The following is a 12740-nucleotide window of genomic DNA, read 5'->3' as shown; positions in this document are numbered from 1 at the left end:
TCAGGCCGCCTCGGCGGCTGTGGCGGTAGTCGCCCCCTCGAGAGGCCGAGTGGAGGTTCTGCGCAGTGGGCAACCCGGCATGGATGCCGGGTTAGCCGCGCACGGCCAAGGATGGCCGATCGCGGCGGGCCCACGGAGCAGGACCGGAGCGAGGGTATGGCGAGCATTAGCGAGGCACCGAACGAAAGGGGCAAAAGCGCTTGGTTACTTGGCGCTTCTCCAAGTGACTCGCCGTAAGGGCGAAACCAATAGCCGCCGTTACCCCAATAACGGATATATCCCCCCCAAAAAACCCAAACACCCAACACCGCGAAAAACAGAATTACCGCAAACACGAGCCGTTTTCGCTACTCTGGCTCAAAGCACCCATCGCCCCGCCACTCACCCGACCGAGGCACCATGATCATTTCATCCGCATCCGACTATCGCGAGGCAGCCCGCCGCAAACTCCCCCGGTTCTTGTTCGACTACATCGATGGAGGCGCTTATGCGGAACACACACTAAGGGCCAACAGCGCCGACCTGACAGGCATCAGCCTGCGTCAGCGCATTCTGAAAAACGTCGAAACCCTGAGCCTGCAAACCACCCTCTTCGACCAGCCCCTAGCAATGCCGATAATCCTGGCGCCGGTAGGCCTGACAGGCATGTTCGCCCGTCGAGGCGAAGTACAAGCCGTGAAAGCGGCGCAAAACAAAGGCATTCCCCTGTGCCTGTCGACGGTCTCGGTGTGTTCGATCGAGGAAGTCGTGGCGCAAAGCCAACAATCCATCTGGTTCCAGCTGTACGTGCTGAAAGACCGGGGCTTCATGAAAAACGCCCTGGAACGGGCCAAGGCCGCCGGGGTGAAGAACCTGGTATTTACCGTCGACATGCCCACGCCCGGCGCCCGATACCGGGATGCGCACTCGGGCATGTCCGGGCCGTTTGCGTCATCGCGGCGAATACTTCAGGCGATGACCCGACCCGACTGGGCCTTCAACGTCGGCGTCATGGGACGCCCGCACGATCTGGGCAACATCTCGAAGTACCTTGGCAAAGCCGTCACGCTCGAAGACTACATGGGCTGGCTGGCGAACAACTTCGACCCGTCGATCAGCTGGAGCGATCTGGAGTGGATTCGTGACTTCTGGAAAGGCCCGATGATCATCAAGGGCATTCTCGATCCTCAGGACGCGCGAGACGCCGTCAGCTTTGGCGCGGACGGCATTGTGGTGTCGAACCACGGCGGACGACAGCTGGACGGCGTGCTTTCCACCGCCAAGGCATTGCCGCCCATCGTACAAGCGGTGGGGAATGATCTGACGGTGCTGGTCGACTCGGGGATCCGCTCGGGGCTCGATGTCGTGCGGATGCTGGCCCTGGGCGCGAAAGGTGTATTGCTGGGGCGATCCATGGCCTATGCGCTGGCCGCCGATGGTCAACGCGGGGTGGAAAACATGCTGGATATTTTCGCCAAAGAGATGCGCGTGGCCATGACGTTGACCGGAGTGACCTCGATTGCTCAGATCGATGAGTCGACGCTGGTGCAGGCGGTTCGTGAACTGAACGCTTGATCGTAAAAACGCCCTGTCGGTGCAGGGCGTTTTCAATCACTCGACGTCTTTGAGAATCTCGAACTTCACCTGATCGGGATAGAACGCAATGTAGCCCCGAATCTGTTCTACCGACACTTTGGGATCTTCATAGCTCCACGCCGCATTCGCGCCCTCATGCCCCGGGACCTGCAGGCTGAAATAGCTCGCATCACCCTTGTAGGGGCAGTAACTCGTGTGGTCGGTGCGGGCAAAATACTTCTCGTCGATATCCTCCCGGGGCACGTAGTACACCGGAGGGTAATTGGCCTCCAGCAGCACCAGCGCGCGCGCCGACGCAGCCACCTGAATGCCGTGAAACTTCACCAACAGACAGCCAGGCTGCTCGGCGATGGTAATGACAGGGCTAGGACCGGAGCTTTTCATGAAATGCGTTCCTCGGGACGGTGAAAAACCTGTGGGAGCGTGCGATGCGGCAATCCGACTTGCCCGCAATGGGTCGCACAGTGCCCCAAAACTTGAGAACACAGCTTTCTCAGGTATAACCCAGATTTCATCAGCGCGACGGCTTCACAGCCGAACGGGGCGCTGAAGCTATCCGTCGCAGGACCGGCACAAGCGCAGAGGCGGATAACGTCAAATGTAGAAGCGAGATGCCGTTCGTTGCAATGAGTCGAAACGCACGAGCTGTACATCCATACAGATAAAGATTGCTCCATCGCTCATCAGCCGCCATTCTGTGCACCTCCCGGCAATTGATGAACGATGGTGGTTATGCGGTTGTACCTCTGTGAAAAACCTTCCCAGGCCAAAGACATTGCGGCCGTGCTCGGCGCCCGGCGTCGCGGCGACGGCTGCTGGTTGGGAACGGACGTCACGGTGACCTGGTGCATCGGCCATCTGCTGGAAACCGCGCCACCGGATGCCTACGACGCACGCTACAAGCGCTGGGTGCTGGCGGATCTGCCGATCATTCCGGACAAATGGAAAATGACCGTCAAACCGCGCACCGCCAGTCAGTACAAGGCCGTCAAACGCTTGCTCGGCGAGGCCGATGAGTTGGTGATCGCCACCGACGCCGACCGTGAGGGCGAAATGATCGCCCGGGAACTGGTGGAGCATTGCCGTTATCGTGGGCCGATCCAGCGGTTGTGGCTGTCGGCGCTGGACGATGCGTCAATCCGCAAGGCATTGGCTGCGCTGAAGCCGGGGGCGGAGACCTTCAGCCTTTATCATTCGGCATTGGGCCGTTCACGGGCCGACTGGCTGATCGGCATGAACATGAGCCGGTTGTTCACGCTGCTGGGGCGCCAGTCCGGTTATCAGGGCGTATTGCCGGTCGGTCGAGTGCAAACGCCGACCCTGCGTCTGGTGGTGGACCGCGACCGCAGCATTGCCGATTTCGTCCCCGTGGCTTACTGGGCCATCGACGTGCAGCTGCTGCACGATGGCACCGCGTTCACCGCACAGTGGCGTGCACCCTCCGACGTTTGCGACGATCAGGATCGCTGCCTCAATCAGGCACTCGCACAACAAGCTGCGGCGGCGATTGGCAACGCAGCGAGCGCCCGGGTGATCAAGCTGCGCACCGAGCGCATGCGCGAAGTGGCACCGTTGCCGTTCGATCTGGGCACCTTGCAGGAGGTCTGTTCGAAGAAACTCGGGCTTGGCGCTCAGGAAACCCTCGACATCGCCCAGGCACTCTACGAAACCCATAAAGTCATCACCTACCCTCGCAGCGACTGCGGTTACCTGCCGGTGAGTCAACACAGTGAAGCGCCCGGAATTCTCGCCGCCCTGCGGCAAGCAGATCCGACGCTGAACGCCTTGCAGGACTACCTTGAACCGCAACGGCGCTCACGGGCCTGGAATGACGCCAAGGTCAGCGCTCACCACGGCATCATCCCCACGGCTGCGGCAAAGAACCTGGATCGACTGGTGGGCAAGCAGCGAGCGGTCTACACGCTGATCCGCGCGCGGTATCTGGCGCAGTTTCTGCCCAACCATGAATACGACCGGACCCAGGCCGACTTCGACTGTGCCGGTGAAGCCTTGCGCGCGGTCGGCAAGCAGATCGTCGAACCCGGCTGGAAACGCGCCCTGCCCGAGGCCCTTGCTCCGGCCAAGGGCCGCGAAGTACCGGCGCCGCAAACACTGCCGACATTGAGCGAAGGCCGTGATTGCGCGGTAGCCGAAGTGAAGCTCAAGGACCTTTGGACGCAGCCGCCCAAACCGTTTACCGAAGGTGATTTGATCAAGGCGATGAAGAACGTCGCCAAGCTGGTCGAGGATCCACTGCTGAAACAGAAACTCAAGGACACCACCGGGATCGGCACCGAGGCCACTCGCGCCTCGATCATTCAGGGCCTGCTCGACCGTGGTTATCTGATCAAGAACGGCAAGGCCCTGGCCGCCACCCCGGCGGCATTCAGCCTGATCGACGCCGTGCCGCGCGCGATTGCCGACCCTGGCACCACGGCGATCTGGGAGCAGGCGCTGGACATGGTGCAGAGCGGCGAAATGAGCCTGGAAGAATTCGTCACCAAACAAGCGGCGTGGATGAGCAAGCAGGTTGCCCGCTGCTCCGGCCTGAGCCTGACCATCAGCGGGCCCGCAAGCCCTGCCGGGCGAGGTGCCACACCCTGGAAAAACAAACGCAAGCCGGCCAAACGCAAGCCATCGACCGGCGCCAAACGTGCAGCAAAAACGCCGGGTAAAGCTTGATGGCACTTCGACTGGCCAGCGATGGTCTAGTGTTCTTCAAGCCCGGCTACAGCCCTGTTTCCTGAAAAGGCATCGACCATGATTATCGTGCACCACCTGAACAACTCCCGCTCCCAGCGCATTCTGTGGCTACTGGAAGAACTGGCCATCCCTTACGAACTGAAGCTCTATCAGCGCGATCCGAAAACCAACCTGGCCCCGCCGGAACTGAAAGCGATCAACGCCCTGGGCAAATCGCCGGTCATCGAAGACGGCACCCAGAAGCTGATTGAGTCCGCCGCAATTATCGACTACCTGATTCGTCGCCATGGTGAGGGGCGCCTGCAACCCGATCCGTCCACCCCGGCCTACGATGAATACGTGCAGTGGCTGCATTTCGCCGAAGGCTCGGCCATGTTGCCGCTGATGTTGAACCTGTATGTCGGACGTCTCGGTGAAGCCGGCGCACCGCTGCATCCACGGATCAACTCGGAAGTGGCCAACTACCTCGGCTATCTGAACACGGCACTGAGCCAGTCCGATTACCTGCTGGGCAAGGAATTCAGTGCAGCCGATATCCAGATGAGTTTCATAGGTGAAATCGCCCGTGCCCAGGGCAAGCTCGGCGACTACCCTCATGTAGCGGCCTGGATCGAGCGCTTCCAGGCGCGCCCGGCCTATCAAGCCGCACTGAAGAAAGGTGGCAAATACGACTTCGCGCCTCACTGATTGATTCCGCTCTGAACAGGAGCCAGCCCGCATGCCCTCGTTAGAACTGCACGCCGCTCAGCGCGACGAACTGGAAACGCTCGAAAACCTGATGCAGTTCTATATGTACGACCTCAGTGAGTGGCTGCCGCTCAAACTCGGCGGGCATGGCTTCTTCCACATCCAGCCGCAACAGGACTACTGGCGCAACCCCGCAACCCGCCCGTTCCTGATCAAGGTCAACGGGGAGCTGGCCGGTTTTGTGACCGTGGATGACAACACCCATCTGCCTGGCGCCCAGTACAACATCGGCTACCTTTTTGTCAGCCGACGCTTTCGTGGCCAAGGAGTCGCGACGTTTGTCGTTTCTACCCTCTTGAGCCAGCTGCCCGGGCAATGGCAGATTTTCCACATCGATGCCAACCCGCCTGCACGGCAGTTCTGGGCCCGTGTGATGCCACACCTCACGGGTGACGCGTTCTCCCGGCATCATCAGCCAGTAGACGGTTATCCCTGCACCTTTTACCGCTTCCAAAGCTCGCTGCCCTCGTCCTGAGGGGCGCTTTCACCCTGCTGCTTTCTAATTCCAAACAGCTTTGTCCGACAATATGTAGTGACTGAAAATAATCACTACAAAACCGTTGACGCCTCCGATTTGCCCTTGCATGATGCAGACATCTCCCCGATCGGGAGTACAGCAACATGTTTGAGCAAGCTCGTCTGACCGCCGAGCTGTTTTTCCCGGATACACGCTGCCCACAAGGCAGATTGAAGAAGCTGACCTGGCCCGAACGTCCAGTACAAGGACGAGAAGCGCTGGCGATCAATCCTCATGAAGCTTGTGGCCGACCCTGAAAACGTCGGCAGTGGCCTGAAGGTATTCGCTGCTTCTCTTCGTTGTGACGCTATTGCGTAGCAGTTATTCAACACGACTACATGCAACAGACGCGGAACCCCGTCACTCTCGACGGCCGAACGCTGACGTCCTGGTTTCGGTGCCAGGGATCAACTAACCGATGGGCTACTTGTATTAGCGAATCAACTTTGAAAGATCACCAAATGGTCAAGGGGCATATTATGAATCTGAACAATCAACCTACTATCGATGAACTGGCTCGTATGTTCGCTGCGCAAAAAGACAGCCACGACAGCCACATTCTGTGGATCAGCAAATCGGGCCAGGTTCATATCGATTGCCTGTCGCCGCATGCCCATGAAGCCGAGTTCGACCAGAACAACCAGAACCTGTTGGCCCGACTGAAAATGTACCGTCGCGGCCAGGGTTATGTCGGCAAGAAAGCTGCAGCCGACAAAGACTTCATCGGCAATGTCCTGCAAACGCTGAAGCAGGCCTGGGACTCGATGCAGAACCAGAATGAAGTTCGGGTGATTGATCGGTTCTACTGATAAACCATCGCAATAAAAAAGGCCCCGCTCGAATAAACGAGCGGGGCCTTTTGTTTGTCTCCGGTTTGCCAAACAAAGCTATTGTTAAGCGTATCCGCTGTTGGTCACTGGAGACTTGCGATGAAAAACAAGCTGATATTCCCGCTGTTGCTGGTTCTGACAAGTGTTGCTCAGGCAAACAGCGTCGACGGTGTCCCGTCATTCGCGGTGGAGTGCCCCGGCAAGTTTCTCGTCCAGGCGGATCAGGATGGGCCGGTCATGATCAACGGCAAGGAAGCAGACACCAAAATCATCAGTGAGCGCCGCTTCGAAGCCAAGGGCTCCGGCATCACCTTGTCAATTGTCCTCGCCGATGACGATTCGGTCGCCGTGACCTCCTCCGGCAAGGCCTCCAACGGCGTATGCCAGTCAGTGGATGACTGACGTCGCCTCAACGGTTCCCAGCAACAGTTCCATGAAGGCCACCGACGCCGCGCTGTGGTAGTTGTTTTTACGCCGCAGCAGCGCGGCCCCGCGCTTGGGCGCCTCCCCCAGCAACGGGATCCTGCGTAACGCGCGGTCCTGAGTGGCGATGGGTTCCGGAAGGATGGTGGCAATCGCCGTGTGGCGTATGACTTCCAGCAAGGTGCTGACCGAGTTCACCTCAATGGCCACTTTTGGCGTGATCTGCTGCTCAGCGAAATACTCATCGATTCGGGTTCGGGTGACGAAGTCCGTGGCCAACAGGGCAAATTCCAGCTGGGCCACCGCTTCAGCGGATAACGCGACCCGGCTTTCGTACAACGGATGATCCCGCCCGACCATCACGCCCAGCGTCTCGGTAAACGCCGGGATCGACTCGATGTCGGCATTCCTGACCTGATCAAACGCAATGGCGATGTCCAGCGAGTCATCCAGCAGCCCGGCCTCGATGTCGTCCATCGACAACTCGAAAATCTCCAGGTGAATGTTCGGATAGCGCGCCACGTAGTCGCGCACCAATGGCCCGACCAGATACGCCATGAACGTCGGCGTCATCGCCAATCGCAACGTCCCCCGGGACAAGTCCTTCACGTCATGCAACGCCCGTTTACCCGCCTCCAGTTCCACCAGCACCCGCCGAGCGCACTCGATGTAGGCCTCACCCGCATCGGTCGGCTTGACCGTGCGCGAGGTGCGGTCGAACAGGCTCACGCCGAGGGTTTCCTCCAATTGGCGGATCTGTTGCGACAAGGTCGGTTGGGACACGTGCAATGCCTCGGCAGCACGGGTGAAGCCGCCGTGGTCGGCGACCGCCAGCAAGTAGCGCAAATGTCGGAGCAGCATCGGGATCAACCTATAGGCAGGGCTTATGCAATGCATTGTATATCGGTCTTGGACGCTATGAATCAATCGGCAGAAGATTGCTTCACACCCAAGCAGTACTCAACCCGATAGGAGATTCACCATGCAACAGTCCCACGCTTACAACGACCCGAGCCTGGCCCTGACCACCTCGATCCTCGATGCCAAGGCGCGTAAAAACCTGTCGTGGCAGGACCTGACCGACGGCACCGGCCTCGGCCTGGCCTATGTCACCGCCGCCCTGCTCGGTCAGCACCCACTGCCGGAAAGCGCCGCCAAAGTGATTGGCGAGAAGCTCGACCTGGACGCCGACGCCGTGGCACGCCTGCAAATCATTCCATTGCGCGGCAGCCTCTCTGGCGTGCCGACCGACCCGACCATCTACCGCTTCTACGAAATGATCCAGATCTACGGCACCACGCTCAAAGCCCTGGTTCATGAACAGTTCGGCGACGGCATCATCAGTGCGATCAACTTCAAGCTCGACATGAAAAAAGTCGAAGACCCGGAAGGCGGCTCCCGCGCCGTGATCACCCTCGACGGCAAGTTCCTGCCACTGCGTCCTTTCTGACTTGATCCCGGCCCGCACTCAAGTGCGGGCCAGTTCCAGAACCCCGCTTGTTTCTTTGTTCACCACATTGGCCTGGAGGATGCCCCATGAAAAAAATTCTGTTGGTGCTGTCGTTATTAGCGGGCATGTCTGCCCAGGTTCACGCAGAAGAAACGGCCGTCGCGTACGAGTACGGCATGAAACTGGACATCGCGCATGTCGTGAGCATCACGCCGATTGCCGATGAGTGCGGGGTCGTCCCCGTGGAAATGACGTACCAGGACTCCACAGGCGCCACCCACATTCTGGACTACAGCGTGTTTGGCACCGGCTGCTCGAACTGATCCCCCCATCATTTGAAAGGAAATTCCCCATGAAAGCGCTCATCGACGGTTTTTTGAAGTTCCAGACGGAAGCCTTCCCACAGCGGACCGACCTGTTCAAACACCTGGCCACCACGCAACACCCCGGCACGCTGTTCATCACCTGTTCCGACAGCCGTGTCGTACCGGAACTGCTGACCCAGCAAGAACCCGGTGAACTGTTCGTGATCCGTAACGCCGGCAATATCGTGCCCTCCTACAGCCCGCATCCGGGCGGTGTATCGGCCACGGTCGAATACGCGGTGGCCGTGCTGGGCGTCACCGACATCGTGATTTGCGGCCATTCGGATTGTGGTGCGATGACAGCCGTCGCCAGCTGCAAATGCATGGATCACCTGCCCGCCGTCAGTGGCTGGTTGCAACACGCGGAATCGGCGAAGGTCATCAACGAATCCCGGCCTCATGCCAGCGACGCGGCGAAAGTGAATTCGATGGTGCGGGAAAACGTGATCGCGCAACTGGCGAACATTCAGACGCACCCGAGCGTGCGACTGGCTCAGGAAAAAGGCCTGCTGAACCTGCATGGCTGGGTCTACGACATCGAAACCGGGTCGATCGATGCACTGGATGCCAACAGCCGCACGTTCGTGTCGCTGGCCGAACGCCCGAGCACGTGCGCCGTTCACGGCAAAGCGGTTGAAGCGGCTTGATCCGTGTACCAGAGGGCCATCGCCCTCAGCTGGCACCTTGCAGCCAATCAGCATCCGCGCTCAATAACCGCGAAGTGAAAATGCAGCGCGCCCGATTCGCGGAAGCGCTGCACCCCGCTTTATTTGTCTTCCGGTTTGGCTGACGAGGATGGCCGGATCTCCGGGTTTTCCTCGGCGTTGGGCGGTGTTGGAAAGCTTCCAGGCGTGAACACGTGAGTCAGCAATTCCCTGGCATCGATTTCATTGACACCACTGACCGTGCGAGCCAGCGCAACAGCCTGCTCACATTGCTTATGCGTGTTGACGCGACCACTCAACATCACCATTCCCGCGAGGGTTTTGACATGGACTTGCAGGCCAAGGGTCGGATCGGCCAACGCCAAGGCCGACTTCACCCGGGCTGTCAGCCACGCGTCATGCGCGGCCAATTCCAGCTTATGAGAGTAATGATCGAAGGATTGAAGTTTCATGGCGGACCCCTGTCTCAAGACGCAGTCGCAGACACCCTTAATTATAGTGCGGTCTGCGCTTGAGGTCGGGTTCTCAGCGTTTGACTGACAGATCGATCTGCGTCATACGACTACGGATCGTGAACACACCGTCGCCCGAGAGAATCGCGCTGCGAGCGAACAGGCGACCACTCTCCCAGTTCGAAAGCCCCAGTTCCGGCTTGTTCAGCGCGTACTGCCCGTCAACCCAACGGGTAATCCCGTTGCCGACAAAAGGCGCGTTGACCGCGTTGTAGAAGCGCTCATGCGCCTCGGCACTTTCACTGATCAACGACACGGTGAATTGCGGGCTGTAGCGATTGAACAAGGCGATGGCCTGGCCCAGGTCGTCGACGATCTTCAGGCTGACTTCCGGGGTTTCTTCCCACTCCCACTCGCGGCCCAACTGGTCTTCGGGCAGTGGTTCGGCCAACGCTTCGGTCTGGTAGCCGTCGGGGCGGTAGACCTCGACGGTTGCAGTCCGCCAACGGCCAGGCAAATACGTTTCGCTGCCCTCGACGATGTGCAACTTGCAGCCCTCTTCCCGGGCCGTGCCGGCTTTTTCCAGGGCGTCCAGAAACAGCGGCACCAGTTCGGCGGCGCGATCGCGGTGGATCAGGCAGACGTTCAGGGTGTTGCAGACTTTACGGTCCAGGGAATTGCGCACGACGGCGGCGAAACGCTTGGCGTCGGCGTCCTTGTCGGCGACCAGCCAGGCACCACCGGTGCCATGCAGGCTGACGGCAGTGCCGACCTGTTGCGCGATACTGCCCAACTGACTGACCGCACGCCCCGAACCACGGGCCACCGCCAACGACAGACGACGGTCGGCGAACATGGCCCAACCGGCGGCGTGATTGACGCTTTCCACCAGCGACACTGCGCCCACCGGCAAACCGGCCTCACTCAATGCCGGATTCAACGCGTGGGTGACAATGGCTTGCGCCGTGCCCAAGGCATCGCTGCCAATGCGCAGCACCGCGGTGTTGCCGGTGCGCAACACGCCGGCGGCGTCGGCGAAAACATTCGGCCGGCCCTCGAAGACGAAGGCGACGATGCCCAACGGCGAAACCACCTGCTCGACTTTCCAGCCGTCATGCTCGACGCAACTGATCACTTTGCCGCGCGTGGCTGACGCATCGCGCCAGGCCCTGAGACCCGCGATCATGTCACGACGCATGCGCTCATCGGCCAGCAACCGTGTGGTGGAGCGTCCACGCGACTTGGCCCATTCGATGTCGGCCCGGTTGGCCGCTTCGATCAAGTCCCAGCAGTCCTGGTTTTCCAGGCGTTGGGCGAAAAGGTCGAAAAACGCACTGATCGCCTGATCGGAAACGGCGGACATCGCCGTAAACGCCGCTTCAGCCCGCTCGATCGCGACCGCCGCTGCTTTCTGGTCAGCAACGGGAATCAGCAGCAACTCGCCGCTGACCTGCTCCACCAACAGGTGGTCCCCGGGCTGAAAGCGCAAGGCCAGTTCGGGGCTGACCACAGTAACGCGGTTACCAGCGAAAGGGATTGGCGTGCCAGCGACTAGACGTTCGAGCGCAAGAGACATGAAGCGGTTTCACCATGCAATGGGCGGTCAGAAAATGTATAGCAAAATTTCTGGAGCGTCATTAACCGGTGGCCATCCGGCGCATTTCGTTCGATTGCGAAACCGTACGCAAATCCCCTGTAGGAGCCGGCTTGCTGGCGATAGCGGTGGATCAGTCAACGTGTGTATTGGCTGGACAGACGCCATCGCCAGCAAGCCGGCTCCTACAGGGAATCGGTGGACATGTCCAAAATGAGCGGTCGCAGTAGTGAAGGAGAACGCGGACAACTGAGAAACAGGTCGGCTTTCAGGCCGCCTCGGCGGCTGTGGCGGTAGTCGCGCCGGCCACAACCCCGCGCTATCAGAACACCGACCAGCCAATTCGCTGGCTCAACAACTCCAGCGCGGCCATGCCCACAAGCGAGTTACCGGCGGCGTTGAGTTCCGGCGACCAGACGCACACCGTGAACTGCCCCGGCACCACCGCGACGATCCCGCCGCCCACGCCGCTTTTGCCGGGCAAACCGACGCGATAGGCGAAGTTGCCCGCCTCGTCGTAGAGGCCGCTGGTGGCCATGATGGAATTGACTTGCTGGGTCTGGCGGCCGCTGAGGATCTGTTCGCCGCTGTGCTTGCAGAAGCCGTCGTTGGCCAGGAAGCAGAACGCCCGCGCCAGGTCCACGCAGCTCATGCGCAAGGCGCAATGGCTGAAGTAGCTGCGCAGCACCGCTTCGACATCGTTGTGAAAATTTCCGAAGGATTGCATCAGGTACGCCATGGCGGCGTTGCGCGCCCGGTGCTGGTATTCGGACTCGGCGACCTTGCCGTCCACCATGACTTGCGGATTGCCCGACAGGCGCCGGACGAAATCGCGCATCGACAAGGCCGGTGCGGCAAAGCGCGACTGATTGATGTCGCAAATCACCAGTGCGCCGGCATTAATGAACGGATTGCGCGGGCGCCCGCGTTCGAATTCCAGCTGCACCAGCGAGTTGAACGGCTGGCCGGAAGGCTCGTGGCCCAGGCGCTGCCAGATGGCTTCGCCGGAATGCTCGATGGCCTGCACCAGGCTGAACACCTTGGAAATACTCTGCACCGAGAACGGCGTGTGGGCGTCACCGGCGCAAAACAGCTCGCCGTCATTGCCGTACACGGCGATGCCCAGCTGATTGGCCGGCACGGTGCCGAGGGCAGGAATGTAGTCAGCCACCTTGCCCTGACCGATCAGGGGCCGAACTGCGTCAAGGATCTCGTTCAACAGCGCTTGCATGCCGGGTTCCGAAGTCTCGCCCCAAGGGATTGCGGGGACACTGACGCTAGACGCTGGTGGCAACGAATGGATCACAGTGGTGGCGTGGAATACCCCCTGTAGGAGCCGGCTTGCCGGCGATAGCGGTGGATCAGTCGACACATTTATCGCCTGAACGGACGCCATCGCCGGCAAGCCGGCTCCTACAG

At 60.1% G+C, this 12740-nt stretch carries 14 protein-coding genes; 9 read left to right on the top strand and 5 right to left on the bottom strand.

Annotation, left to right across the window (positions count from 1 at the left end; genetic code table 11):
- The first annotated feature begins 399 nt into the window (after window positions 1-399).
- A complete protein-coding gene (lldD, locus tag KGB27_RS28940; RefSeq protein WP_008028170.1) occupies window positions 400-1554 on the top strand; it encodes an FMN-dependent L-lactate dehydrogenase LldD in 1155 nt (384 codons plus the stop codon).
- A gap of 36 nt (window positions 1555-1590) precedes the next feature.
- Here lldD and KGB27_RS28935 read toward each other — a convergent pair whose 3' ends face one another.
- Window positions 1591-1959 (bottom strand): DUF427 domain-containing protein, encoded by a 369-nt coding sequence (locus KGB27_RS28935; protein WP_008028168.1) that lies wholly within the window; start codon window positions 1957-1959, stop codon window positions 1591-1593.
- A gap of 348 nt (window positions 1960-2307) precedes the next feature.
- Here KGB27_RS28935 and KGB27_RS28930 point away from each other — a divergent pair, with 348 nt between their 5' ends.
- The 5 genes from KGB27_RS28930 (at window position 2308) to KGB27_RS28910 (ending at window position 6774) form a co-directional block, all read left to right on the top strand.
- Window positions 2308-4257, top strand: coding sequence for a DNA topoisomerase III (locus KGB27_RS28930; RefSeq protein ID WP_207284453.1), 1950 nt, complete (start codon window positions 2308-2310; stop codon window positions 4255-4257).
- 78 nt (window positions 4258-4335) lie between these two features.
- Window positions 4336-4965: a glutathione S-transferase family protein gene (locus tag KGB27_RS28925; RefSeq protein WP_223557231.1), complete on the top strand. Its 630-nt coding sequence runs from the start codon at window positions 4336-4338 to the stop codon at window positions 4963-4965.
- A gap of 31 nt (window positions 4966-4996) precedes the next feature.
- Window positions 4997-5500 (top strand): GNAT family N-acetyltransferase, encoded by a 504-nt coding sequence (locus KGB27_RS28920; protein WP_223557230.1) that lies wholly within the window; start codon window positions 4997-4999, stop codon window positions 5498-5500.
- 521 nt (window positions 5501-6021) lie between these two features.
- Window positions 6022-6351, top strand: a complete 330-nt coding sequence (locus KGB27_RS28915; protein WP_008028159.1) for a hypothetical protein — start codon at window positions 6022-6024, stop codon at window positions 6349-6351.
- Between the two features lie 120 nt (window positions 6352-6471).
- Complete coding sequence (locus KGB27_RS28910; protein ID WP_008043969.1) at window positions 6472-6774, top strand: hypothetical protein; 303 nt, start codon at window positions 6472-6474, stop codon at window positions 6772-6774.
- Here KGB27_RS28910 and cynR read toward each other — a convergent pair.
- A complete protein-coding gene (gene cynR / locus KGB27_RS28905; RefSeq protein WP_008043965.1) occupies window positions 6760-7656 on the bottom strand; it encodes a transcriptional regulator CynR in 897 nt (298 codons plus the stop codon). The genes KGB27_RS28910 and cynR overlap by 15 nt on opposite strands.
- A gap of 121 nt (window positions 7657-7777) precedes the next feature.
- Between cynR and cynS the strand changes: the two genes are divergently transcribed.
- The 3 genes from cynS to KGB27_RS28890 all read left to right on the top strand — a co-directional run bounded on the left by cynS (window position 7778) and on the right by KGB27_RS28890 (window position 9257).
- Complete coding sequence (gene cynS, locus KGB27_RS28900) at window positions 7778-8245, top strand: cyanase (protein ID WP_201112519.1); 468 nt, start codon at window positions 7778-7780, stop codon at window positions 8243-8245.
- Between the two features lie 86 nt (window positions 8246-8331).
- On the top strand, window positions 8332-8568 hold the full coding sequence (locus tag KGB27_RS28895; RefSeq protein WP_192416029.1) for a DUF2790 domain-containing protein: 237 nt from the start codon (window positions 8332-8334) through the stop codon (window positions 8566-8568).
- A gap of 29 nt (window positions 8569-8597) precedes the next feature.
- A complete protein-coding gene (locus KGB27_RS28890; RefSeq protein WP_223557229.1) occupies window positions 8598-9257 on the top strand; it encodes a carbonic anhydrase in 660 nt (219 codons plus the stop codon).
- Between the two features lie 119 nt (window positions 9258-9376).
- Here the strand turns inward: KGB27_RS28890 and KGB27_RS28885 are convergent, their stop codons facing one another.
- The 3 genes from KGB27_RS28885 to glsB all read right to left on the bottom strand — a co-directional run bounded on the left by KGB27_RS28885 (window position 9377) and on the right by glsB (window position 12552).
- A complete protein-coding gene (locus KGB27_RS28885) occupies window positions 9377-9727 on the bottom strand; it encodes a BON domain-containing protein (protein WP_008043954.1) in 351 nt (116 codons plus the stop codon).
- Window positions 9728-9800: 73 nt separating this feature from the next.
- Window positions 9801-11303 carry an aldehyde dehydrogenase family protein gene (locus KGB27_RS28880; protein ID WP_223557228.1) on the bottom strand — a complete coding sequence of 501 codons (1503 nt, stop codon included), beginning with the start codon at window positions 11301-11303 and terminating at the stop codon, window positions 9801-9803.
- A gap of 340 nt (window positions 11304-11643) precedes the next feature.
- Entirely contained in the window at window positions 11644-12552 is a 909-nt protein-coding gene (gene glsB / locus KGB27_RS28875) for a glutaminase B (RefSeq protein ID WP_223481066.1), read from the bottom strand.
- Window positions 12553-12740: the final 188 nt, after the last annotated feature.

It is taken from the genome of Pseudomonas sp. BF-R-01 (assembly GCF_019946615.1).
GTDB classification, from domain to species: Bacteria; Pseudomonadota; Gammaproteobacteria; order Pseudomonadales; family Pseudomonadaceae; genus Aquipseudomonas; species Aquipseudomonas migulae.
Note: the sequence above shows the minus strand (reverse complement) of the source record. Positions and strands in the feature narration are given on the sequence as shown.